This is a genomic window from Bacillus cereus group sp. Bc010 (assembly GCF_027716745.1).
Lineage (GTDB): Bacteria > Bacillota > Bacilli > Bacillales > Bacillaceae_G > Bacillus_A > Bacillus_A pacificus.
The window spans coordinates 16,621-40,034 of sequence record NZ_JAQFUY010000037.1; the positions used below are offsets into that span (position 1 = coordinate 16,621).

Sequence of the window (23,414 nt, forward strand, 5' to 3'; positions counted from 1 at the left end):
GTTAGTTATCCAACTAACTTAAAAGGTGGTCATAGAAGTGGCAAAACCAAATGTTGTTAATAAAGAGAATTTACTACAAGCAGCAAAAGAAATTATTGCAGAGCATGGGATGGAAAAGTTGACATTAAAAGCAGTTGCAGAGAGTGCTCAAGTTACACAAGGTACCGTATATTATCATTTTAAAACGAAAGATCAATTATTACTGGAAGTAACTGAATCGTTTTGTAAAGCGTCGTGGGAACAACTAGGAAAGGATGTACAGTTAGAAAAGGCTTTGCAGTCTGCCGAAAGTAGATGTGTGAAAGATTCAATGTATCATCATTTGTTTTTTCAATTAGTAGCTAGTGGATTACAAAATGATGCGATGAAAAATAAAATTGGTGGATTGTTACATTATGAAAACCAAGAATTAACAAGAGTGTTAAATAAAAATATAGGAGGTACAATGACATCTCAAATTTCAACTGAAACGTGGAGCATTTTATGTAATGCATTAATTGATGGATTGGCATTGCAAGCCTTATTCAATCCATCTTTTTCTAGCGACAAAGTATATGGTGATTTGCACCTGTTATTGGAAAAGTTCATAGAGCTACAAAAGGGAGGTAATGGTAGTGAATAATAAACTTTGGCTCACTATTTTATTTTCTATCGGCGTTTGGTTTTTTGCCTCAGCGTTCTTCGTTATTTTCGGTTCTTCTGTTTTATTGGAATACACTTCAAGTAGATTTTTTCTACAATTAACGTTTCTTGAATTAGGAACGGCTATAGCTTTATACTTTGTAATGTGGCTATACAAAAAACTAGATACTACGAAATATGCAGTTATTAAGTTAGGTATATGCGGTACAGCAATCGGTTTAATTTTAGATACTTACATTTTATATAATTCTTCTAATCTATTCTCACAATTCTCCTCACAGCAAATTATGTCATTTACCATTTGGATGGCGATTGCTTACGCTCTTTATTTAATAATTCCTTTCGTTATGGAACGAAAAAGACTGTTATAAAGGGGATTTTTATCCTCCTTATAACAGTCACATCCCTGAAAGAAGTAAAAAAAACAGCCCAAATAAAAAACTAATAAAGGAAAGAAAACCGATACATATGGAGAATACACGGTTGTTTCTCCATTCGCGCCAGAAAGCGATAAAACCTAATATGCAAAGGAAAAACCAAATGGGCAGGAATAGTAACTCGCTAATTTTCTCAGGGAGTAACGCATAAAAAGATGTTAAATATAAAATCCAATTTGTGAAAAATAAAATGTAAACGATAATAGATTGTAAGTAGGGACGCTTGGAAAATTTCCCCTTTCTTACGGTTACAATAATGATAGTTAGTGCTGAGAAAAAGGCAATGAATATGAAAATAAGTAAGAATAATGTAAGCGTCATTTAGCTCTCCTTTATAAAAGTGTTTTTTACAAGAAATGCATCTATTACATTGTATGCTTGCTTTGTAGAGTGCTCGTTATATTTTTTAGTGTACGGATTTAGAAACCCATGTTTACCATGTAGTTGTTTGATTTCTAATAAAGGATTTTTTTGTTGCTGCAACGATTGAATGAAAGAGGATACTGAAAAACTAGCTTCTTTTTCAGGGAATATAAGTAATGTAGCGCATGTAGGCTTTATGTGAACATAGTCGCGTATACGGGAACCGTAACATCCAATAATAAAATCTATTTTCGGATTGTCACTACATAGCCATGAGATGGTAGCACCAACACTAAAGCCGATAAGTCCAATATGTGTGTAACGACTAGAAAGATGAGTAATGAATGTTTCAATTTGCTTTTTTCCATCTTCAAATCCAATATGATTCATAAAAAAATGATATGCTTTTTCTTCATCACTATAATGAAATGCAGGTTGCGATTGTAGCAGATTAGGACAGAATACATCTATATGAGATGAAGTGAAGTGGTCGGTAACGTGATGCATATGGTCGTTCACACCATATATCTCATGAACAACAACGAGAGCTAATTTTTTCTTCATCGTTATAAAGTACCTCTATGAAATTTAAATTCTTTCTCAACAAGGCAGATACGAAGGTGGAAGTTTTCATACCATTGCTCACGACCTCTTTTTTTCGCTTCTCTATGTAAGGCGTTCTGTTTCCAATTTTCAATCGCCTCAAGTGATTCCCAATAAGAAATTGTGATTCCGAGCCCTGAATGATCTCGTGCACTTTCTACACCTAGAAATCCAGGTTGCTGCTTTGCAAGTTCCTCCATTTTGTCAGAGGCGGCATTATAGTCTGTTGTATCATTTGATAAATTAGAAGTGAATATAACTGCATAATAATGACTTGTTTTTTGTGATGTGTTCTCCATTCCCATTCCCCCTTAAAAATTATTTCATAGTTTGAATTTTAGCACGAAATAAAAAGAAAAGAAGCATGGGGCTTTTTTCCGTTTATCCGACTTTAATCGGCAGTAAGACCCCCACCTCAAAATTCAGCGAGATTAAAGAAGTTAGGTGGGGGGCGGGCTGCCCATTAAAGTCCGATTGGTGAGGGCTGATTAAAGTTTCACTTTATCCGGCTTCCATGAAATGATGCTAAAAACGATAGATTATAAAGAGTACATAGATGCAAGGAGGATACATTCGAAAAAACATGCTAGTAAAATGTAAAAATAAAAAAATGGTAAAATTAACTGAAAAATAAAAATAGTAAAACGGCTATGAAAATCTAACTGTTATGCTAAAATAGTACTATAAAACAAATATATTTCTAATTAAATGTCAGGAGGTGGAGGCGTTGAGTAACAATAGGGTAAAGAATAGAAAAATAATAAAAGTCATTGTAGTATGGATGAGTATATTTTTAATACTATCTCAGTTACATTTTTTTAGTCCACCAGAGAATGTAAAAGCAGAAATTACTGAGGACGAAGGTTTTAACGAATCGACTTATCAATCTATTCATAAAGGTGACATGTATTCTACTGGGAATGTGAATTTAGGAATAAAAGTTGAAGGTAAACAAAGAGAAAAAGCTTTATATTCTGATATTAATGATGTGACATGGAACACGGCACCAGCAAAATATTACCGTGAATTAATCGATGTTGATGATGATCCAGAAACATCCAATTCTTCAAAGGCATATATTCCGATTCCAAGTGAAGCTGAGATTGAATGGGCAGGGTTATATTGGAGTTCAACACGTTATGAGTTAACACCACAGCAATATACTGCACCTATAAAGTTTTCAACTCCAACTGGGGAGCATTTTAATGTTGTGCCAAACCATACATATTCCGGAAGTAAATTAGGAAGTGGCTTCGGAATAAATGGTACGTATTATTCAAATTATGCAGATGTGACACAACTTTTGCAAATGTCTAATTCAAAAGGCGGAAGCTATACTGTAGCGAATATTCCTTATCCTAATTCGAATACTGCCTATAGTTATGGATACTACTCTTTTGCAGGGTGGTATATGCTAGTTATCACGAAGGATAAGTCACAAACACGTAAAGCATTCACTGTCTATGATGGCGGGTTAAAGAGAGCAGGTAGTTCAGGATTTAAAGTGTTTACCTTAAAAGATTTTATTGCAGCTAAAAGTGGCCAATTAGATCCGAAAGTATCTGTATTTGCTGTGCAGGGGGATCGGTACTGGTTATATGATAAACTTGAAATTGATATTGACGGTAAAAATAAATTTAAAGAAATCACTGATGAATTAAATCCTCTTAATAATATATTCAACTCAACTATTTCTGAATATGGACAACATATGCGTGATAAGTATCCAGGGACCTTTGCGCCAGATTATCGAAATAACTTAGGCATTGATGCGGATTTAATTAAACTACCAGAAGGTTATATTCAGCCAGGACAAAAAGAAATTAAGTTGAGAGCATACACATCTGGTGATGACTACGTATTAAACACTTTAGCCTTTGCGGTGAATGCAACAGCGCCAGAACTTGATATTGAGAAATCAGTCGTTAATGTGAAAGAAAAATACGAATCAGGTGAAGAAGTTACATATCGATTAAAAGTCAAAAATATTGAGCCGAATTCAAGTGCAGTTGATACAAAGATTGAAGATGTTCTAGATCGTCGTTTAAAGTTTATACCTGGATCGGTGAAAATCATTTCTGGTCCGAATGCGGGTGATCAAACTGATCAGGTGCTAGATGATCAAGTTGATTATGATGAGAAGACGAGAAAGTTAACGATTAGAATTGGTGAAGGAGCAAATGCTTCGAAAGGCGGAGTTTATACAGATAAAACCCCTGAAACAATCGTTGAATTTAAGGCGAAATTAAGAGGGAGAAAAATAGAAAGTGAAATTCCGAATACTGCTATTGTTCGAGGGTTAGATGAGCTGACAGGAAGTAAAGTTGAAGATAATGCTTCTAATAAAGTAGTAGTAAAAGTAAAGCCTAATCTTGATGTGAAACAAGGTAAACTTGAGGCTGAAAAACTAGCTAAAAATGTAAATGGTGAAACTCTTAATGTAGGAGATAAACTTGAGTACACGATAAAAGCTAAAAATAGTGTAACCGATTCTATATTAAAAGCTGTCACTGTAACGGATCCACTACCTGAAGGGGTAGAGTATGTCCCGGATACATTGAAGATAGATGGAAAGAAACAAACAGACGCGGAAGATGATGATCGTGCACATATAAAAGATGGAATTATATATGCAAATATTGGTGACCTTAATGGGGATGAAGAACGAGCAATTTCATTTGAAGTCGTTGTGAAACCTGAAATGGCAAATAAGAAAATTAAAAATAGTGCAGTAGTAGAATCTATTAGTGTACCAGAACAAGAGAAACCAGAAGTCGAAACGTCAGTCAACCCGTTGTACGGACAACTAGATGCGAAGAAAGAAGTAACGGGGGGAGTAGACGGAAAAGTACATGTAGGCGATGAGCTTGAGTATAAAATTAAACTTCGGAATAAAGTTGAAAATGGACTTATAAAAGATGTTCGCATTGTCGATAAGCTTCCTAACGGAGTGGAGTATATAGCAGGTAGTATGAAAATGAATGGGAATTCGTTAACTGATGCGATAGATGAAGATGCGGGATCGTATGAGGATCATACAGTTAAATTTAATGTCGGTGATGTATTTGATACAGAAGAACGAATTGTAACTTTCAAGGTGAAAGTTACAAAGGAATCGCTGAAAACGAAAGAAATAGAAAATATAGCGATTGTGGAAGGAAAAACACCTGATGGCAAAGACCTGCCACCAGAAAAACCAAACGTAAAAACGAAAGTGGAAGCGAAGGAACCAAAGGTTATAAAAACAGTTTCTGATGCAGATGAAAAAGAAGTAGAAAAGGCAACGTTACAAAGTGAGAATGAAGAGTTTACATGGCATGTAAACTATAATTTTGGAAATGATGTAGCATACTTGGAGAAAATCATATTACAAGATGATTTAGAAGATATTTTACAAGTTGAACAAGTAAGACTTGTAAATGCAAATGGTGAAGAGATACAAGTTATACCTGAAATCGATGAGCAGTCGAAAAAGGTGAAAATTGAATTACCAAAGCAAGATGGAAGTTATGAGTATCTAGTTGATCAAGCGTATACGATGCACATTAAATCAAAGTTGAATGTAGATAAAGGTGTGGAAGTATTAGAATCATATACTGCAAAAGGTGGTATACGAAATACTGCGGAGTTACTATTTGATCAAAAGCAAACTGTGTCAAATGAAGCCTTTATTCTACCACCGTCTTTCGGGAAGATTGAGATTGAAAAAGTAGATGCGAACAATGAAAATCTCAAATTAGAAGGCGCAGTATTTCAAGTAATTGATAAAGATGGAAAAATAGTATCTGAATTAAAAACGGATAAAAATGGTGTAGCTATTTCAAATCCATTGTTAGTTGGAAAATATACGTTAAAAGAAGTACAAGCACCAGTAGGATATATGCTTTTGAAAGAGCCAATTGAAATTCATGTGACTAGCGATGTATCCGCCCCAAAAATAAAAATAGTAAATCATAAAAATGAGTGGATTATCCCTGAAACAGGTGGCATAGGAACAATTGTCTTTTATGTAATTGGTGGAACATTGATGTTCATTACATCTTTCTTCTTTAGAAAAAGAAAGATTATGAAATAGATTAGTAGTTTGCAACAAAGATAGATACAATAGGGGAGTGACGAATAATGAAAAGGATTTTTAGCTTATTATTAATATGTGTATTAGCTTTTTCAACATTAATGAATATGACGGTTAGTGCTGAATCAAGAAGTACAGGTACTTTAACGATTCATAAGTATGAGAAGGATAAAGATGCAAAGCCTGGTGTAGAGGGCAATGGGAAAGAAGGACAAAGTGTTCCAGATGGAGCAAAACCTTTAAAGGATGTAACATTTGAAATTAAACGTATTGCCTCATTTGAAAAAAGTTCTGATGGGAAAGAAATTATGAAAGAACTTACAGATAGTCCGATTACAAAAGTAACAGATGATAAAGGAGAAGCGTTTTTTTCAAATCTTCCTTTAGGACGTTATGAAGTAAAAGCGATTAAAGCTCCAGATCGTATTGAGTTGGATAAGACTAAGTTTATAGTTGATATTCCAATGACGAGCGCAGATGGTAAAGATTTAAATTACGATGTTCACATTTACCCAAAGAATGAAACGAAACGTGGTTCAGTAGAGTTAATAAAAAAAGGTGAGGGAGGCCGTGTATTAGAAGGTGCGGAATTCCATTTATTTAAGAAAAATGAAGATGGAACACACACACAAGTAAAAACACCTCATCCATTAGTATCAGGAACAGATGGTAAGATTCATGTGGAGTCATTAGAGTATGGAGACTATTATTTTATTGAGGAGAAGGCTCCAAAAGGTTATATAACAAGTAAACAAGAGTATCCTTTTTCTATTAGAGAGAAAGATATACCAGTTAAATTAGAAAAAGATGTAGTAAACTTTAAAGAACCTACAATTGAAAAAACGATTAATGATGATTCTAAAAATGCGGGAATAAATCGTGAAACAGAGTATACGTATGATATTAAAATATTGCTTCCTGAGGATATTCAAACGTATAAAAATTACGTCGTAACAGATGTTTTAGATGATCGTCTAGAAATCGTTGGGACTCCAGTAGTAACGATTGATGGTAAAAAGGTTGTTGATAGTACTGTAAATGTGATTGTAGCTGGACAAAAGGTTATTGCTTCGATAGAAGATTTTTCGAAAGTAACAGGTAAAGAATTACACTTACAGATTACTGCAAAAATTAGAAGTAATGTTGAATCTGGAGTGAAAATTCCGAACAAAGCAGTACTTGATTTTGTAAATAAAGATGATGTTTCATCAGAAAAAGATGGAAAGCCATCTAATGAAGTAGTGGTTACACCAACTATGGGAAATATTAAAATTGAAAAAGTAGATGGCAAGAATAAGAATTTGAAATTAGAAGGTGCAAGATTCGAATTACGAGATAAAAAGGGAAATGTTGTAACAGTAAACAAAAAGAAAATGGATGATATCACCGATGCGAATGGTATTATTACATGGAATGAAATCCCGTACGGTGAATATCAAATTGTCGAAACGGTAGCACCAAAGTATAAAGATGAAGATGGTGCAGTAGAACAATATCAAAAATTAAGAGATCCGATTGATATTAAAATAGATAAAGATAAAAATGTAATTGATTTGCAAGTTGAGAATAATAAGAGTGGATGGATTATTCCAGCAACAGGTGGTATGGGAACAATTCTCTTTACGGTAGTTGGTCTGTTATTAATGGTGACAGCAGCGTTTATTTTCTTTAGAAAGAAACCGGTAAAGAATTCTTAATTCATATTTTATAATAATTGAGTTTGGAAAAGAGGAAAGGTAAAATGCTTTCCTCTTTTCCGTATTTTATCCGAAGTGAAAGAGGATGTTATGAAACGAAATATTATCTTTGGAAGTATTTTTTTACTAGGATTAAGTATATTTCTCTATCCAACTGTGAGCAATTGGTTTGCAACAAGAACACATTATTCAGAAGTAAGTACCTATGACGAAGCAGTAAAGAAGTTGGAGAAAGAAGAGATTGATCGTAAAGAAACGGAAGCACGAGAGTATAATAAGAAGGTCCAAAATACGACGCAAACATTTTCGGACCCGTTTCATGAAAAGAGTGATGAGGAAAAAAGTTCATATGTAGATATGTTAAATATAGGGGATGTTATGGGGTATGTAGAAATCCCTAAAATTAATGTGAATCTTCCAATTTATCAAGGGACGACGGAAGAAGTGCTAAGTCGTGGAGTTGGACAACTGAATGAATCTTCACTACCAGTAGGGGGAGAAAATACGCATACAGTTTTAACTGGGCATCGCGGTTTGCCTTCAGCACTAATGTTTACTCATTTAGATAAAGTCGAACAGAATGATATATTTTATATACATTCATTAGATAAAATACTTGCTTATAAGGTAGATCAAATAAAAGTTGTATTACCAAATGAAACGGAAGACTTATTAGTTGTACAAGGACAAGATTACGCAACATTAATTACGTGTACCCCGTATGGAGTGAACACGCACAGGTTACTAGTGAGAGGACACCGTGTTCCATATGATGCTGGTGAAAAAGAAAAGATTACAAAGTCTTTCATTTTAGAAGATTGGATGATCGTTTTTCCTATTGGTATTATTTGCATCGTCCTTCTAATAATCTATTTAAAAAAACGAAAATAGTATGTATTGTATTGTGTGGTGAGTGTGTGAGAAGGGGATTTATAAGCGTATCATTGTTTCTTACAGGATTATCACTATTTATATATCCAATGATCGCTAATTATATAAACAATTATGTGTATAAGACAGAAGTGATACGTTATGAAAAAATGGTTGATGATTTAAAAATAGAAGATGTAAATGAGAAGTTTCGAAAGATGGAAACATATAATAAATCGTTAGGGAAAACTACTTTCAAAATGAGTGACCCATTTGTACAGGATGATGAAATAAGTACGGACCTGTTACATTTTATAAACAAAGATGAAATATTTGGCACAATTTCTATTCCGAAAATAAATGAGGAGTTGCCAATTTACTTAGGAGCAAGTCAAGAAAACTTAAGTAAAGGAGTAGGGCAAATTGAAGGGACTTCTTTACCTATTGGTGGGAAAGATACACATGCTGTATTGGCAGGACATCGTGGATATCACGGGGCAACGATGTTTCGTCATCTTGATCAGTTAAGTGATGGAGCTGTATTCTATGTAAAGGTATTTGGAAAGCAGCACGTGTATAAAATAATTGGACGTGAAATCATTAATCCAAATCAAGTGGATAAATTAAATGTAGTAAAAGGAAAAGACAAAGTTACACTGCTTACATGTGAACCATATACATCAAGTAAATATCGTTTGTTAGTATATGGGGAGCGAGTAGAAAGTGAGCAAAAGGAAATGGAACGTCTGAAAAAGAGTGTAGTCGAAGTTAAAAGTTATGAAACAAGAGACATAATTATAAAACTAGCTTGTGGAATAGTAGGTTTCATTGTAATTTGTATTGGTTTGTATGGATTACTAAGGAGAAAATAAGAATGATGATACTTAAATAGAACAAAGAAAAATGCCACTTCAAAAAATGAAGTGGCATTTCTTATATTTCCTCTAAGCTATTAACTGGAACTGTTAATTCGCGTCCTGGGTTTTTTACTTCATATATGCGGGCGGTTTCATTGCTCTCGTCGACGTGTTGAATCATAACAGGCATGCCTTGAAAACTAACATTCGCTTGCTCTGCTGACACAGAAAGCTCTTTTGCACGTTGAATATTCATTTATATTCCTCCCATCATTATTATCTTTGCTAAAAAAGAGGAATAATATACCATTTCGAGACATTCTTAAAGTTTTTGTATTATTTGTAATGTTTCTTTAATAAATGAAGAGAAGATCGAATCAGGATAGCTATCTATTGTTTGAACGGCTTCTTTTGCCTCTTTTAAGGCAGATTTTTTATCTTGAAGTTCTATATAGCAAAGGGCACGATAAGATCCAGCTGTTAATAACCACGATTGATCAAGTGGATGAGTCATATAATCTGGTATGGTAGCGTGTTTTAATGTTTCCAAAGCTTCCTTATAACGTTTTAAACCATACAAAGATTTTCCTTTTTCAAGATAATACAGTCCATCGTCTTGGAAAATTGGATCATTTTTTAGTTTTTCTCGAAATTGTTCTAGATGTTCTAATGCGATTGTATATTCATTAGTAATTGTATTGTAGTAATAAGCTTTTAATATATCTATATTTGCAGCGGATAAAGTATCTTCTGTAAAAATGGCAAATTGCTCAGATTTTTTTATGTAATATAAATATCGTTCTTTATCAGCTACAATGATTTTTTGATAAGATAAAATACGGTAAAATTCATCTGTTTTATAATACACTTGATGTTTTTTTGAAAATGCAAGTGCATCTAAAATGACTTTTTCACATTTTTCATAATTGCCATATGCGAGTAAAATAATTGCTTCTTTTAAATATAATTGTATATGTGTAATAAGATCCATTTCTAAATTCTTCGTTTTATATTCATCGCGAATTCTGGCGATCAATTGTAAACATTCTTTATATTTTTTACGTTTGAAGAGCATATAGTAAAACAGTAGTTTCGTTTCAGTACTTTCGCGATACAAAGTATATTTTTCAAATATAGAAACAGCTGTTTCAACGTAATGTTCAATATTATAATCGTTCATAATAGCCGCTCCAGTTATGAACTGTTTATATAAACGTGCTGTATTTAAAGTTGGAGGTAAATCTGTTTGAACGATAGGTAGTAAAGTTTTGTATACTTCATCGCCATTTGCCTTTATTAGTTGCTCCATTTTTTGAATAAGTTCTACAACTTCTCCTTCATCTTCTTCTAATAAAAAGCTCGGTTCACATTCAAGTTTTTCTGCAATATATTGTAATGTTTTCATAGAAGGTGTAGCTTTTCCATTTTCAATTTGACTAAGCATACTTTTTGTCAGTTCTGAACCTGCTAGTTCAGTTTGTGTAAGTTTTTTTTCTTTACGTAATGCTTTAATTTTTTCGCCGAGAGTTGCCATAGTGTAGCTCCTTTATAATTAAAAAGTTAAATACAATTAAACTTTTTGTTGTAATAATGGGAAAGGTGATTATATAATAAGTTTAACACAATTTAACTTTCAAAGGGAGAGTGTCATAATGGAAGATGTAAGTATAGGACAACATGATTCAAGAATGAAGATTGCAACGAGAAATATTATTTTAATGATGATTGGAAAAATGACGTCTTTATTAGGAGCAGGTATTTATACGTTTGCAATGGGATTATACGTATTAAAGACAACTGGTTCAGGAATGGGATTTGCAACTACGCTCGTTTGCGGATCACTTCCAAGGATGATCTGTGGCCCAATTGCAGGTGCTGTAGCAGACCGCATCAATCGAAGATGGCTTGTCATTGGTACTGATTTATTGAGTAGCTTAACGATGCTTATTATGTTTATTCTTGCTACTATATTTGGACCATCACTTCTTTTTATTTATGTTTCAGCAGCATTATTATCAATTTGTGCAAGTTTTTATTCTGTAGCATTAACTTCATCTATTCCGAGTTTAGTAGACGAAGGACGTATTCAAAAAGCGAGTGCTTTAAATCAAACGGCGGCTTCTTTATCAAATATTTTAGGGCCGATTATTGGCGGAGTCGTATTTGGTTTCTTTTCAATTCAGTCGTTCTTTTTGTTAAATAGTATTACGTTCTTTTTAGCAGTTATTTTGCAATTATTTATCGTATTTGATTTATATAAAAAAGAAGTGGCTGAGAGTAAAGAGCATTTCTTGACGAGTATAAAAGAAGGTTTTTCATATGTAAAACGACAACATGAAATATATGGTTTAATGAAAATAGCATTGTGGGTAAATTTTTTTGCGTGTGGGCTAACCGTTGCACTGCCATACATTATCGTCCATACATTGCATTTATCTTCAAAGCAACTCGGTACTGTAGAGGGAATGTTAGCAGTCGGGATGCTAATGGGTGCGATTGCTTTATCTGTGCGTAAAGAAGTAAATAATCCGTTTCGTTCTATTTATACTGGACTGTTTTTGTTTGCAGGTTTAAGTTTATGTACAGTATTCCCGTTGTTAGTTACCATTCCAAAAGTAGCAAGTTTTATTTACTATATTGCTTTCATGATGTTAACTGGTATAGCAATTATGATTGTCAATATTCCGATGCAAGTACATATGCAAAAAACGACAGATCCGAGCTACTTAGGGCGTGTATTTGGCTTACTTGAAACAATTGCGACTGCAATTGCACCGCTCGGTATGATTGTATATGGATTATTGTTAGATATGTTGCCAACTAGCATTGTTATGATGACAATAGGCGGAGGTTTATTGTTAGTTGTATTAGTTGGAGTAAGGCAACATATGGCGAAAAAGCAAGTGGATGTGTCGGCTTAAAAATAATAAAATAATAAAAATTTGACTTATTATTATAAAAATGACCGAATCAGTATTTTAGTTTTTGAAACTCTTTTTCATGTATGTTAAAGTAAAGTGAGCAGGCAAAGAAAAGGAGACAACAGCATGAAAAAATTAAGTTTTGTTATGCTTTTTCTGTTAGTCGTAATGGCTGGATGTAGTAATTATGACACATATATTGAAACAGGTATGCAATCATTGAAAGATGAAAAATATAGTGATGCAACAATGTGGTTTGAAAAAGCAGAAAAAGAGAAATCGGGAAATGAAGCGAAATCATATAAAGAAATGGCCGAGAAAATGGATCACGGAGCGACAGCATTAAAAGACGGTAAGTATTTAGAAGCGAAAGACATTGCAAATGAAGTGTTACAAATGAAAAAAGACGATGCACTTGAAACAGCTGTAACATCAAATGCGGAGAATATGCTTCAAAAAGCAAAAGATGTAGAAAAGAAAGTAAATGAAAGAGTAGCAAAACGGAGAAAAGTAGAAGAAGAAGGAATTGATAAACTCATTAAAGCTGTAGATAGTATAGATGATGTGAAAGAAAAAGAGAAAAAAGTTTCAGAAGCATTAGATAAGGCTGAAGAGGCGCAAGCAAAAATTGAAGCGAAGAAAAATAAATAGAGTTATAGTGTAAAAGGCTGTCGTGTAAAACGACAGTCTTTTAATTTTTTGTTGCATAAGAAGTGATGTTATGTAGTAAAAAAGAAATAATTTTAGAATTCCATCTGTCCTCATGATGAATCGTATAAATATTACGTTGAAATTCAAATTCAGGGATGGGTATATAGCATAGTTCATTTCGTTGTACTTCTTGTTCAATAGCAAGTTTAGAAATAAAGGCAACTCCATTACCGTATTTTAAAATTTGTTTCATCGTTTCTAATGAATCTAATTCAATTTCGGATTGGAATGTAATGTTATGAGCTAACATCCATTTTGTAAGTAAATCTCTCGTTGTAGATGGATTACGATGCAATATTATACGTTCTTTTTCAATATCTTGTAGTGATACATTTTCTTTTTTTGAAAAATGATGTTCTTTGGAGAAAGCAAGAACAAGTGTATCAGGCATTACATTCGTCTGTTTTAAAGATGATTCATCAAACGGTGCTGCTGAAATTACACCGAGATCAATTTCATGATTTTGTAGCATCGTTCGAATTTCAGGAGCTGTTTTTACCATGAGTGTTATTTTTATATTTGGAAATTCACATTGAAATTGATGAACAATTTCTGGTAAAAGATATGTCGCTGGTACATAACTAGCGCCAATTGTTATAGCTCCTTTATGAAAATCTTTAAACTCTTGCGTGACTCGCCTAGCTTCTTTCATAAGCGCATCTATTTTACAAGCATAATGATGCAATGCCTCGCCAGCCTCTGTTAAGAAATATCTTCCAGAACGTAATTCAAATAAAGGTACACCGAGTTCCTCTTCTAAGCTTTTTATATGGAATGTAATAGTAGGTTGTTTAACACCAAGCTGTTCTGCAACAATCGTGAGCTTTTTGTATTTCTTAATAAGCACTACAATTCCTAATTTTAAGAGATTCATGGCAAGTTGCCCCTTTTTCTTCTAACTATAGAAAAAATCTATAGAAATAAATAGTTTATTAGAAGTTTTTTAATTTAATCTTTACAGTACATTAACATTCAGTATAAATCTTCCATATAGAATGAAAGCAGGTTAAGAGTGAGGGGAGAGAGGTGAAACGATGGATATTAAAATTAGTGGATTAGAAAAATCATTTGGAAAAGTACAAGCGTTAAAGCCGTTACAAATTGTGATGAAACAAGGTGAATTCACCACACTTTTAGGACCTTCGGGATGCGGGAAAACGACATTACTCAGAATGATTGCAGGACTGGAAGAGCCAGATAAAGGTGAAATATATTTTGGAGATACGTGCATGTATTCTTCTTCTAAAAAAATAAAAACAGCTCCTCATGAACGTAATATCGGTATGGTATTTCAAGATTTTGCTTTATGGCCACACATGACTGTATTTGAAAATGTTGCATTTGGTTTAAGAGCTACAAAGCAAACGAATCAATTACGGGAAAAAGTAGAAGAGGCAATAAAGCGAGTTCGCTTGCAAGGAATGGAGAAAAGATATCCGCATGAACTCTCTGGCGGACAGCAGCAACGTGTCGCATTTGCGAGAGCAATTGTAACGAAACCACATTTCATTTTGTTTGATGAACCGCTCAGTGCACTCGATGCAATTTTGCGAGAAGAAATGCGATTAGAGCTTATGGATATCGTTCATTCTATTGGTTTAACGGCATTGTATGTCACGCACGATCAAACAGAAGCGATGTCAATGTCAGACCAAATTATTGTCATGAAACAAGGAGAAGTATTACAAAAAGGAACACCAGAAGATATTTATGTGAAGCCATCTCATGAATTTGTTGCAAAATTTGTTGGTAAGGCAAATTGGTTTGTAGAGGGGGAAAAAATGGTTCGCCCAGAGCATATAAGTTGGACAAAAAATGAAGTGTGTGAAATGTATACAGGTGAAGTTCAGCACGTTACATATGTAGGAGAACGTTACGAAGTGAAAGTAAATATGGGAGCAATCGGAATATGGACAGCTTATCACAATAGTAAGCTAAGCATCGGAAAGCCAGTATCGTTATATGTACCGAAAAAATGTATTCATCATATAGGGGGAGAATCGCATGAAGAAATTCAGTTCGCTTAAGTCTTTATTTGTATGTACTTTATTATTTTCTGCCGTAGTAACAGGGTGTAGTTCAAAGACAGGTAATGCAGATGCAAAAAGTAAAACTACGAATGAAAAGAAGATTGTTGTATATAGTGCAGGACCAAAAGGATTAGCAGAAAAAATTCAAAAGGACTTTGAAAAGAAAACGGGTATAAAAGTGGAAATGTTTCAAGGAACAACAGGTAAGATTTTAGCGCGAATGGAAGCCGAAAAGAAAAATCCAGTCGTTGACGTAGTCGTACTTGCATCTTTACCAGCGATGGAAGGATTAAAAAAGGATGGACAAACGTTAGCTTATAAAGAAGCGAAACAAGCTGATAAGCTTCGTTCTGAATGGTCGGATGATAAAGGACATTATTTTGGATATAGTGCTTCAGCGTTAGGAATTGTGTATAACACAAAAAATGTGAAGACAGCGCCTGAAGATTGGAACGATATAACAAAAGGAGAATGGAAAGGGAAAGTGAATCTTCCAGATCCAGCACTTTCAGGTTCAGCTTTAGACTTTGTAACAGGATATGTGAAAAAGAATGGAAAAGATGGATGGAATTTATTTGAACAGCTTAAGAAAAATGAAGTTACAGTAGCAGGGGCAAATCAAGAAGCGTTAGATCCAGTTGTAACAGGAGCAAAAGATATGGTCATTGCGGGTGTTGACTATATGACGTACAGTGCAAAAGCAAAGGGTGAACCAGTTGATATTGTTTATCCAAAAAGCGGAACAGTTATTAGCCCACGTGCAGCAGGTATTATGAAGGATAGTAAAAATGTAGAAGGTGCAAAAGAGTTTATTGATTATTTATTATCAGATGATGTACAAAAACAAATTTCTAAAGCATATTTATTACCTGGTAGAACAGATATAAAAGCTGAAAATAGACCAAATGTGGAAGAGATTCCAGTATTAAATATTGATTGGAAAACAGTTGAGAAAGAACAAGATGAAATAGGAAAACAATTTAAGAAAGTATTTCAATAAGATGGTGATTACATGGTAAATCGATTTGGATCAGTAAGGCAAGTTGGGATGACGGTAGCGTTGTTACTTGTGGCGATGTTAATCGTCATCCCGCTTTTTCTCATTTTACTTTCTAGTGTATATGAAAATAGTAGTTGGAATTTTTTAAAGCCGTTTGAAGTGATGCAGAGTGGTGGATTAGCTGGAATTTTTCTAAATTCGATGCTTCTAGGTGTACTCGTAGTAATAGGGGCAACCATCTTTGCATTTCCATTGGCTTTCATTATGAGCAAAACAGATGTTGGAAAGCATAGCAAATTAGATATTGTTTTTATGATTCCATTTATGACACCGCCGTATATTGGATCGATGGGCTGGATTTTGTTCATGCAACCGAACGGCTATTTTGAACAGTTTTTTCCGATGCTAAAGACGGTTTCATCTTCGTTCTTTAGCTTAGGAGGTATGGTTTTAATTATGAGTCTGCATTTATTCCCATTTCTTTACTTCATGTTGAAGAATACATTACTTCAAATTGGGAGTAGTAAAGAAGAAGCGGCAGCAGTTCATGGTGGAAGCTTTTTCTATCGTTTAAGAAAAATAATATTGCCGTTATTAGTATCAAGTTATGTAATGGGTGCTTTACTCATTTTCGTAAAGACGATTGCTGAATTTGGAACACCGGCTACATTTGGACGAAGAATCGGATTTCATGTGTTAACATCAGAGATTCATAAATTCATTTCGAGTTGGCCAATTGATTTTAGTAGTGCAACAGCATTATCTTCTTTATTACTTAGTGCATGTATGCTCATTTGGTATATGCAAAACGTATTAAATCGAAAGTATTCATATGCAATGGTTAGTGGAAAAGGTGTGAAATCTAAAAGGTACACTTTGTCTATATTTGTGCGCGCTGTAGCATGGTTCTATGTAATTGGTTTATTAATCGTGTCAATTGGAATCCCGTATTTTTCTATACTGATTGCTTCATTATCAAAACTAAGAGGTGGTGGCCTACATATAAATAACTTTACAACAAGCCATTATGAAGCATTATTTACAATCGGCTCTCCGGGATTAGAGGCCTTATGGAACAGTTTTCTTTTTTCACTTATAACAGCGATTATTGCTGTTATGATTGGCGTCTTTTTGGCGCTTATGATTCGAAAGGGGAAAAAGCCCTCTGAAAAATGGCTTGATATGTGCGGTATGTTACCGAATATGGTACCAGGAATCGTGATGGTTGTAGGGCTTATTTTATTTTGGAATTCACCCTATATGCCTCTGTCCATTTACAATACACCAGTCATGGTAATCGTAACGTACGTCGTTCTTTTTTACCTTATACCGTGCAGTATGTAAAAGCATCGCTCGGGCAAATTGATGATTCTCTTGTGCAGGCAGGAAGTATTTTTTCTGGGAATTATATGTATATTTTCAGAAAAATAATATTACCTCTTATTATCCCGGGCATTCTTGCTGGATGGGCGATGACATTTACAATCTCAATAAGGGAGCTAGTAGCATCGCTTCTCGTACTACCCCCATCGGTAGAAACGTCAGCAACATTTATTTTTGCTCAATTTGAACAAGGAGAAGTATCTATTGGAATGGCGATGGCTGTCGTTTCAGTTGGACTTACAACACTATGTTTATTACTTCTGCAACATATGGAGCAAAAACGAAAAGGGGTAGTATGATGAGGATAGAAGTATGGGGAGGAGCGGGAGAATACGGTCGCTCCTGCTACTTTGTAAAAAATAAAGAGACGAAAATATTATTTGATTGTGGTATTAATCGATCATATGAGGATAGTTATCCAAAAATAGAACGGGAAGTTGTACCGTTTTTAGATGCAGTATTTTTGTCACATATTCATGAAGATCATACGATGGGCTTACCTTTATTAGCGAAGTATGGATATAAGAAAAAAATATGGACAACTCGTTATACGAAGGAGCAACTCCCAGCTTACTATGAAAAATGGAGAAACTACAATTTGGCGCAAGGATGGCATGTACCTTATACCGATCAACATGTGAAAGATTTAAATTATGTATATATTGATGAGATTAGCAATCCGAATGAATGGGTACAGATTACCCCTACATTGCGTTTTCAATGGGGGTATAGTGGGCATGTATTAGGAGCTGTTTGGTTTTTATTGGATATGAGTCATACATATGTATTCTATTCTGGCGATTACTCAGCAGAGTCTAACATACTACGAGCTAATTTACCTGAGAAGTTGCACGGCGATATAAAAGTCGCAATCGTAGATGCCGCTTATCATACTGATGATGTTTCGCAACATGAACGAATAAACGAACTATGTACAGAAATTGAACGCGCCGCCGGGAATAAAGGGATAACATTACTACCATTGCCACCCCTTGGTAGGGCGCAAGATCTCGTATTGTATTTATATAAAAAATATAAAGAACTCCCTATTATAGTAGATCAAGAAATTTTGGATGGATTTCAACAGATATTCGCATATAAAGATTGGATCAAAAATAATGAAGAACTTGAAGAGCTAATGGAGAGTTTAAAAAGAAACATAATAGTTATGGATGATGATAGCGGTACGCAACATAGTTATGGAATAGTTGTAATGAGTGATGCGAATGTGCAAACGAAGCGAGCGCAGTTATATTATGAACAACTTCGGCATGACGAACGAAATTCTATTATCTTTACTGGACATATTGCGAAAGGGAGTTTTGCAGAAAAAGTTTTGAAGGAACGTGTAGGTAAAGAATGTAGGGTGAAGCGAGTTCCATATAAAGTTCACCAAAGTATAAGAGATGTGAAAGAGATGTTAAATACATTATTACCAGAACATACGGTGTTAGTACACGCTTTGAAAGAGGATACGGATCGATTGCAGGAAAAGCTTAGCACGGCAGGGTATGAAAATGTGTATTCACTTGCAATGGAATGTATAGAAGTTATTTAAAATGTAAAGGGGATCGGTATATGAAAAAGGTATTTGTATTCGCAAGCATTTTCTGTTGTTGTTTCCTTTATAACGTTAAGGAAGGCTTTGCCGCCAGTCCGATGAAACCTAGTTTTGAAGTGAAATTATTATTAAAGCCAGAACAAGTATTAGGTTATAGCAAAGAGATGAACGAAGAGGTACTAGAATATTTCCAGGCTGGTACAAATTATGAAAGAATACAAGTGCAATTTTTAGATACAGCGAATAAAAATTTAAGTAGTGAAGGTTGGTTTGCGAGAATTCGAAAGAAAGAATTTAGTAAAGATTTTGAACTAACATATAAAAAAAGATATCCTATTCCAAATGGTGTAATTCAAGATGCATTAGAAGTAGCTAAAAAAGAAGGATTCGATAGTAATACGGATAGTTATGAGGCGGAAATAGATTGGGGATTTGAGAAGAAAACATTAAGCATTTCAAATAAGAAAAGTTACAGTGCTAAAGGATATGGAATACTTGATTTACCAAACGAACGAGCTGCTCAAAACATGTTAATAGAAAAATTACCAGGGAAAATGAACAAATGGTTGTATACAAATTGGGGAGAAGAGATGTTAAAGAATTCCCGTATTTACGGTCCTGTATTAATGAAACGATATACAGGAGAGTTTGAAAACATAAAAGCAAATATTGAAATTTGGCCATTAAGTAATACCGGAAAATTAGAAGATGACTTCGTAATAGAAATGTCATTTAAAACAAATGAAGAAAGTATTGCGACAAAGCAAAGGGAATTATTAATGGCGAATTTAGAGAAAAAAGGCTGGTTGTTACCAAAAGATAGTTTGAAGACAGAGCTTATTTTTCAGTAAATAGTAAAAATGAATCCATATGCCATGGATTCATTTTTTTATATGAGTATTAAGCTAAATCAGCTGACACGAACATATCATTATTTTGAAGATTTTTAGAGCGTAAACTATAAGCAACTACTTTCTTTTTATGTTGCTTGACAACATCAACATGCTCTTCATGACTATAAATATAAAATGTAAAATTTTTTTTGCCGCGCTTTGCATGAATAATTAAAGGCGTACCCTCATTATGTGGCGGTGCATAATAGCGATCTAAAAATAAACCTTCGTTAAAATCATGAATAATTTTGGATTTTTGTTCGCCTTCTAAGTTATTTCCATTGATTGTAACAGTCGCATTCTCTTCTTCCAGTTGCGGATGTGTTTCGTACTTGCTAATAATGGATTCAATAACAGTGTTAGGAAGGCTCGAAACGATAATTTTAAATGCCCCAAATACAACTAACATAACAATAAACCAAGTCGTCATAGTATATCATCCCCTTTTTCCTATTAAATAATATAACTCATATGGTAATAGTACATATGGTGAACTTTTGTATAATTTGTGAAAAATTTTCCTGTTTTTGAACGTTTTTTAACAAATGGAGCTTTGTAAAGAATGAGAGGGAATATTTGGTATGATAAAAGTGTAGAAGCTTTCTATATATTATAAGGGGGTTATGAAATGGGGAAATTAGATGGTAAGGTTGCTTTTGTTACAGGAGCTGCGATGGGGAACGGAGCTGGAATTGCTCATGTATTTGCAGAGCTAGGGGCGAAAGTATTACTTGTTGATATTTCAGAGACAGTTCATGAGACAGCCAAAAATATTGTAAGTAAAGGGTTAGATGCTGCAAGTTATGTAGTCGATGTAGCTGATATGGATGCTGTTAAAGAAGTAGCGAAAGATGCATATGAGAAGTACGGAAAGATTGATGTGTTAGTAAATAACGCCGGTGTTATTCGACTTGCAAATTTTTTAGATATGTCAGATGAAATGCGTGATTTTCAATTTCAAGTAAATATTAATGGGGTATGGAATTTTTCTAAAGCGGTATTGCCATATATGGTTGAGAAAAATTACGGAAAGATTGTGAATATGTCTTCTGTAACAGGAACATTGGTTGCTGATGAAGGTGAAACTGCATATGCAACGACGAAAGCAGCAATTTGGGGATTTACAAAAGCGTTAGCACGAGAAGTTGCAAAACATCATATTACCGTAAATGCAATTTGTCCAGGTTACATTATGACACCAATGGCAGAGCAAATAGCAAATGAATCTGATCCAAATGAGCCGAGTAATGTAATCGATGGAATTGCTTCAGGTGTTCCTTTAGGACGTTTAGGGAAAATTGAAGAAGTAGGTCAGTTAGCAGGTTTTTTAGCATCCGATGAATCAAGCTACATAACAGGTACACACATTGTCATTGATGGTGGTAGTACATTGCCAGAAACGGTTTCAGTGGGTGTAAAGTAAAAGGATTATGAATGAGAGTTTTAGTTCTTTGAATGATAACGCTAGAAGAAATCTGAAAGAGATTTCTTCTAGCGTTATCATGTTATGTAATATTATTATTAGAAAAATCAATTTTGTTACAAAAAGTTGAAATTGAAGTATTTTAAAAGAAAAAGGTTTATAATAAAAATATAACTAATAACCACATTACTAATTATAAGGAAGTGTAACTATGAGTACTGTAACAATCGTGTATGGTATTATTCTTTCCACAATTATCGTTTTATTTTTCGTTGGGGTTTCACGTTACATTCACAAATGGAAAGAAGGCGTTGCGAAATTAAATCACATTGAAGAAGAACTTAGTGATTTAATGTTACATCATGGTAAGTAAAAAGTTTATTTTTAGCTAAATAATGTGAAAAATATCACAAAACATGCTCTCCTTATGAAGGCATGTTTTTTTGTTATGTGAATGATTAGGCACATTCATACATTTTTTCCATACGATACAGTGTGAAGATGGAAATGTTCGGAGTGGAAAAGAGGGATAAAATGAGTAGTTCAGGTTATGTTCCAGATAATAAAAATTTAAAGAAGAGCTCAGGAACTCCAAACCTTTTCTTTGATTCGAGAAAAAATATCTTTTTTAAAAGGGATGAGAAAAACGTTGCATATGAAGTTACGTCAACGCAGTTACCAGCCATGATAGGAGGAGCGTTTGTTGATTTATTTATGACGAAAGGGCATATGCGGGAACCACATTGGCATCCGAATGCGTGGGAGTTAGATGTTGTAGTATCAGGAGAAGCAGTTACATCCATTTTAAATCCGGAAACGAATCAATTGCAAAATTATCATATGAAAGCGGGGCAAACTGTCTTTATTCCAATGGGATGGTGGCATTGGATCACAGCGGTAACAGAAGAAGTACAATTACATTTGTTCTTCAATAACGATCAGTTTGAAACAGCAGAAGGATCAGACATATTTAGATTAACACCGCCAGAAGTATTTCAAGCTGCATACGGTGTAAGTGCGGAAAAATTAGGGAAAGACCTTTCGCCAATTAAGGAGTCAGTTGTAATTGGTCCCCCTAACTTAAATCGAATAAAAGGTGTTAAAGAAAGTGACGACTCAAATATAGTCGTTACGTTAAATGGGCAAATAACTTCATGTGAAATAGAATAACTCTTTCTTTTTAGGAAGAGTTATTCTATTTTGTATAATTTTGTAATTAGATTCGTTATAATTATAATATAGAAGGGAATATATGAGAGGGGGTATATTGTGAACATATTAAAAATTATAGGAATTGTTGCAGGAGTCATTATAGTAGCTGTTATAGCTTTCTTTGTTATTATGAATTACTATTTGTCAAAAGAAGATCCTGATTATGTATTACAGTACATAAAAGAACATAAAGAAGATGAAACATGTTCATTATTTATTAAAAGAAATGGAGAAGTAGTAACATCTATAAATGAAAATGTAAAATTACCATTAGCGAGTATGGCAAAAATCGTAATAGCAGTTGAATTTGCTAAGCAAGTGTCAGAAGGAAAGATAAGCCGAGATGAACAAATTTCATTACAGGAGCTAGAAAAATATTACGTTAAAAACACTGATGGTGGAGCGCATCCTGACTGGTTAGAAGACGCTGAAGCTAGAAAGTTAGTGAAAAATGGACAAATCGCTTTAGAAGAAGTCGCTAAAGGTATGATTCATTATAGTTCTAATGCAAATACAACATATTTGTTAGAAAAGCTTGGAATAGAAAGAGTAAATGAAAGTATAAAAGAGTTAGAGCTTACTAGTCATGATAAGTTTACTTCTTATACGGCTGCACTATATATGAGAGGATACGTAGAAAAAGAACTTCATGTGCCAGATGTCAACAACGATTCAAATTTCCCCAATTTCAACGAAATGAAATTCCCCATTATGAACGGCTAAATCGTTGTTTGGG

The 23,414-nt window shown here is 34.1% G+C and carries 22 protein-coding genes and 2 pseudogenes; 17 read left to right on the forward strand and 7 right to left on the reverse strand.

Annotated elements, in window-relative coordinates:
• Positions 1 to 37: 37 nt before the first annotated feature.
• Positions 38 to 622, forward strand: coding sequence for a TetR/AcrR family transcriptional regulator (locus tag PDQ68_RS24695; RefSeq protein WP_001118328.1), 585 nt, complete (start codon positions 38 to 40; stop codon positions 620 to 622).
• The gene (locus tag PDQ68_RS24700; RefSeq protein WP_061183343.1) at positions 615 to 1,013 is read left to right on the forward strand and encodes a DUF5367 family protein; all 399 of its coding nucleotides are present in this window, start codon (positions 615 to 617) and stop codon (positions 1,011 to 1,013) included. The genes PDQ68_RS24695 and PDQ68_RS24700 overlap by 8 nt, the downstream gene beginning before the upstream one ends.
• Positions 1,014 to 1,040: 27 nt before the next feature.
• Here PDQ68_RS24700 and PDQ68_RS24705 read toward each other — a convergent pair whose 3' ends face one another.
• From PDQ68_RS24705 to PDQ68_RS24715, 3 genes are read right to left on the reverse strand one after another with little or no spacing between them, the layout of a single operon-like run.
• Entirely contained in the window at positions 1,041 to 1,400 is a 360-nt protein-coding gene (locus tag PDQ68_RS24705; protein WP_061183342.1) for a hypothetical protein, read from the reverse strand.
• Entirely contained in the window at positions 1,401 to 2,006 is a 606-nt protein-coding gene (locus PDQ68_RS24710; RefSeq protein ID WP_061183341.1) for a dienelactone hydrolase family protein, read from the reverse strand.
• Between the two features lie 2 nt (positions 2,007 to 2,008).
• Positions 2,009 to 2,344, reverse strand: coding sequence for an antibiotic biosynthesis monooxygenase family protein (locus PDQ68_RS24715; protein WP_061183340.1), 336 nt, complete (start codon positions 2,342 to 2,344; stop codon positions 2,009 to 2,011).
• Positions 2,345 to 2,826: 482 nt separating this feature from the next.
• Here PDQ68_RS24715 and PDQ68_RS24720 point away from each other — a divergent pair, with 482 nt between their 5' ends.
• The 4 genes from PDQ68_RS24720 to PDQ68_RS24735 all read left to right on the forward strand — a co-directional run bounded on the left by PDQ68_RS24720 (position 2,827) and on the right by PDQ68_RS24735 (position 9,559).
• Positions 2,827 to 6,120 (forward strand): isopeptide-forming domain-containing fimbrial protein, encoded by a 3,294-nt coding sequence (locus PDQ68_RS24720; RefSeq protein ID WP_270787046.1) that lies wholly within the window; start codon positions 2,827 to 2,829, stop codon positions 6,118 to 6,120.
• Positions 6,121 to 6,167: 47 nt separating this feature from the next.
• Positions 6,168 to 7,817, forward strand: coding sequence for a SpaH/EbpB family LPXTG-anchored major pilin (locus PDQ68_RS24725; RefSeq protein WP_061183338.1), 1,650 nt, complete (start codon positions 6,168 to 6,170; stop codon positions 7,815 to 7,817).
• Positions 7,818 to 7,907: 90 nt separating this feature from the next.
• A complete protein-coding gene (locus PDQ68_RS24730; protein WP_000827797.1) occupies positions 7,908 to 8,708 on the forward strand; it encodes a class C sortase in 801 nt (266 codons plus the stop codon).
• Between the two features lie 26 nt (positions 8,709 to 8,734).
• Positions 8,735 to 9,559 (forward strand): class C sortase, encoded by an 825-nt coding sequence (locus PDQ68_RS24735; RefSeq protein WP_201027249.1) that lies wholly within the window; start codon positions 8,735 to 8,737, stop codon positions 9,557 to 9,559.
• 61 nt (positions 9,560 to 9,620) lie between these two features.
• Here the strand turns inward: PDQ68_RS24735 and PDQ68_RS24740 are convergent, their stop codons facing one another.
• Both PDQ68_RS24740 and PDQ68_RS24745 read right to left on the reverse strand, forming a co-directional pair.
• On the reverse strand, positions 9,621 to 9,800 hold the full coding sequence (locus tag PDQ68_RS24740) for an H-type small acid-soluble spore protein (RefSeq protein WP_001025740.1): 180 nt from the start codon (positions 9,798 to 9,800) through the stop codon (positions 9,621 to 9,623).
• Positions 9,801 to 9,866: 66 nt separating this feature from the next.
• Positions 9,867 to 11,078 (reverse strand): helix-turn-helix domain-containing protein, encoded by a 1,212-nt coding sequence (locus PDQ68_RS24745; RefSeq protein WP_061183336.1) that lies wholly within the window; start codon positions 11,076 to 11,078, stop codon positions 9,867 to 9,869.
• Between the two features lie 118 nt (positions 11,079 to 11,196).
• Here PDQ68_RS24745 and PDQ68_RS24750 point away from each other — a divergent pair, with 118 nt between their 5' ends.
• Positions 11,197 to 12,465 carry an MFS transporter gene (locus tag PDQ68_RS24750; RefSeq protein ID WP_061183335.1) on the forward strand — a complete coding sequence of 423 codons (1,269 nt, stop codon included), beginning with the start codon at positions 11,197 to 11,199 and terminating at the stop codon, positions 12,463 to 12,465.
• A gap of 126 nt (positions 12,466 to 12,591) precedes the next feature.
• The gene (locus PDQ68_RS24755) at positions 12,592 to 13,116 is read left to right on the forward strand and encodes a COG3014 family protein (protein WP_000736432.1); all 525 of its coding nucleotides are present in this window, start codon (positions 12,592 to 12,594) and stop codon (positions 13,114 to 13,116) included.
• A gap of 40 nt (positions 13,117 to 13,156) precedes the next feature.
• Here PDQ68_RS24755 and PDQ68_RS24760 read toward each other — a convergent pair whose 3' ends face one another.
• A complete protein-coding gene (locus PDQ68_RS24760; protein ID WP_061183334.1) occupies positions 13,157 to 14,050 on the reverse strand; it encodes a LysR family transcriptional regulator in 894 nt (297 codons plus the stop codon).
• Positions 14,051 to 14,210: 160 nt separating this feature from the next.
• On the opposite strand from PDQ68_RS24760, the gene PDQ68_RS24765 reads away from it, so the two are divergent.
• From PDQ68_RS24765 to PDQ68_RS24785, 5 genes and pseudogenes are all read left to right on the forward strand, one after another.
• Positions 14,211 to 15,203, forward strand: a complete 993-nt coding sequence (locus tag PDQ68_RS24765; protein WP_061183333.1) for an ABC transporter ATP-binding protein — start codon at positions 14,211 to 14,213, stop codon at positions 15,201 to 15,203.
• The gene (locus tag PDQ68_RS24770; protein WP_016717092.1) at positions 15,181 to 16,206 is read left to right on the forward strand and encodes an ABC transporter substrate-binding protein; all 1,026 of its coding nucleotides are present in this window, start codon (positions 15,181 to 15,183) and stop codon (positions 16,204 to 16,206) included. Before PDQ68_RS24765 ends, PDQ68_RS24770 begins: the two co-directional genes overlap by 23 nt.
• 12 nt (positions 16,207 to 16,218) lie before the next feature.
• A pseudogene (locus PDQ68_RS24775) lies at positions 16,219 to 17,888 on the forward strand (ABC transporter permease).
• Positions 17,885 to 19,147 (forward strand): MBL fold metallo-hydrolase, encoded by a 1,263-nt coding sequence (locus PDQ68_RS24780; protein ID WP_061183332.1) that lies wholly within the window; start codon positions 17,885 to 17,887, stop codon positions 19,145 to 19,147. Before PDQ68_RS24775 ends, PDQ68_RS24780 begins: the two are co-directional and overlap by 4 nt.
• A 20-nt stretch (positions 19,148 to 19,167) precedes the next feature.
• The gene (locus PDQ68_RS24785; protein WP_061183331.1) at positions 19,168 to 20,001 is read left to right on the forward strand and encodes a hypothetical protein; all 834 of its coding nucleotides are present in this window, start codon (positions 19,168 to 19,170) and stop codon (positions 19,999 to 20,001) included.
• 49 nt (positions 20,002 to 20,050) lie between these two features.
• Here the strand turns inward: PDQ68_RS24785 and PDQ68_RS24790 are convergent, their stop codons facing one another.
• On the reverse strand, positions 20,051 to 20,473 hold the full coding sequence (locus PDQ68_RS24790; RefSeq protein ID WP_270787045.1) for a YfmQ family protein: 423 nt from the start codon (positions 20,471 to 20,473) through the stop codon (positions 20,051 to 20,053).
• A gap of 198 nt (positions 20,474 to 20,671) precedes the next feature.
• On the opposite strand from PDQ68_RS24790, the gene ucpA reads away from it, so the two are divergent.
• The 4 genes and pseudogenes from ucpA to PDQ68_RS24810 form a co-directional block, all read left to right on the forward strand.
• Positions 20,672 to 21,466 carry an SDR family oxidoreductase UcpA gene (ucpA, locus tag PDQ68_RS24795; RefSeq protein WP_000517016.1) on the forward strand — a complete coding sequence of 265 codons (795 nt, stop codon included), beginning with the start codon at positions 20,672 to 20,674 and terminating at the stop codon, positions 21,464 to 21,466.
• Between the two features lie 211 nt (positions 21,467 to 21,677).
• Positions 21,678 to 21,839 (forward strand): hypothetical protein, encoded by a 162-nt coding sequence (locus PDQ68_RS24800; protein ID WP_000109006.1) that lies wholly within the window; start codon positions 21,678 to 21,680, stop codon positions 21,837 to 21,839.
• 161 nt (positions 21,840 to 22,000) lie between these two features.
• On the forward strand, positions 22,001 to 22,636 hold the full coding sequence (locus tag PDQ68_RS24805) for a cupin domain-containing protein (RefSeq protein WP_061183330.1): 636 nt from the start codon (positions 22,001 to 22,003) through the stop codon (positions 22,634 to 22,636).
• A 99-nt stretch (positions 22,637 to 22,735) separates the two neighbouring features.
• A pseudogene (locus PDQ68_RS24810) lies at positions 22,736 to 23,383 on the forward strand (serine hydrolase); the annotation flags it as partial.
• Between the last annotated feature and the right edge of the window lie 31 nt (positions 23,384 to 23,414).

What these genes read in the sequence shown, in the direction of transcription:
- PDQ68_RS24755 (WP_000736432.1), top strand. Translation starts at nt 12,592, where the DNA reads ATGAAAAAATTAAGTTTTGTTATGCTTTTTCTGTTAGTCGTAATGGCT.
- PDQ68_RS24800 (WP_000109006.1), top strand. Translation starts at nt 21,678, where the DNA reads ATGAGTACTGTAACAATCGTGTATGGTATTATTCTTTCCACAATTATC.
- PDQ68_RS24770 (WP_016717092.1), top strand. Translation starts at nt 15,181, where the DNA reads ATGAAGAAATTCAGTTCGCTTAAGTCTTTATTTGTATGTACTTTATTA.
- ucpA (WP_000517016.1), top strand. Translation starts at nt 20,672, where the DNA reads ATGGGGAAATTAGATGGTAAGGTTGCTTTTGTTACAGGAGCTGCGATG.
- PDQ68_RS24750 (WP_061183335.1), top strand. Translation starts at nt 11,197, where the DNA reads ATGGAAGATGTAAGTATAGGACAACATGATTCAAGAATGAAGATTGCA.
- PDQ68_RS24785 (WP_061183331.1), top strand. Translation starts at nt 19,168, where the DNA reads ATGAAAAAGGTATTTGTATTCGCAAGCATTTTCTGTTGTTGTTTCCTT.
- PDQ68_RS24720 (WP_270787046.1), top strand. Translation starts at nt 2,827, where the DNA reads ATGAGTATATTTTTAATACTATCTCAGTTACATTTTTTTAGTCCACCA.
- PDQ68_RS24745 (WP_061183336.1), bottom strand. Translation starts at nt 11,078, where the DNA reads ATGGCAACTCTCGGCGAAAAAATTAAAGCATTACGTAAAGAAAAAAAA.
- PDQ68_RS24765 (WP_061183333.1), top strand. Translation starts at nt 14,211, where the DNA reads ATGGATATTAAAATTAGTGGATTAGAAAAATCATTTGGAAAAGTACAA.
- PDQ68_RS24715 (WP_061183340.1), bottom strand. Translation starts at nt 2,344, where the DNA reads ATGGAGAACACATCACAAAAAACAAGTCATTATTATGCAGTTATATTC.
- PDQ68_RS24780 (WP_061183332.1), top strand. Translation starts at nt 17,885, where the DNA reads ATGATGAGGATAGAAGTATGGGGAGGAGCGGGAGAATACGGTCGCTCC.
- PDQ68_RS24805 (WP_061183330.1), top strand. Translation starts at nt 22,001, where the DNA reads ATGAGTAGTTCAGGTTATGTTCCAGATAATAAAAATTTAAAGAAGAGC.
- PDQ68_RS24760 (WP_061183334.1), bottom strand. Translation starts at nt 14,050, where the DNA reads ATGAATCTCTTAAAATTAGGAATTGTAGTGCTTATTAAGAAATACAAA.
- PDQ68_RS24710 (WP_061183341.1), bottom strand. Translation starts at nt 2,006, where the DNA reads ATGAAGAAAAAATTAGCTCTCGTTGTTGTTCATGAGATATATGGTGTG.
- PDQ68_RS24725 (WP_061183338.1), top strand. Translation starts at nt 6,168, where the DNA reads ATGAAAAGGATTTTTAGCTTATTATTAATATGTGTATTAGCTTTTTCA.
- PDQ68_RS24790 (WP_270787045.1), bottom strand. Translation starts at nt 20,473, where the DNA reads ATGACGACTTGGTTTATTGTTATGTTAGTTGTATTTGGGGCATTTAAA.
- PDQ68_RS24740 (WP_001025740.1), bottom strand. Translation starts at nt 9,800, where the DNA reads ATGAATATTCAACGTGCAAAAGAGCTTTCTGTGTCAGCAGAGCAAGCG.
- PDQ68_RS24730 (WP_000827797.1), top strand. Translation starts at nt 7,908, where the DNA reads ATGAAACGAAATATTATCTTTGGAAGTATTTTTTTACTAGGATTAAGT.
- PDQ68_RS24705 (WP_061183342.1), bottom strand. Translation starts at nt 1,400, where the DNA reads ATGACGCTTACATTATTCTTACTTATTTTCATATTCATTGCCTTTTTC.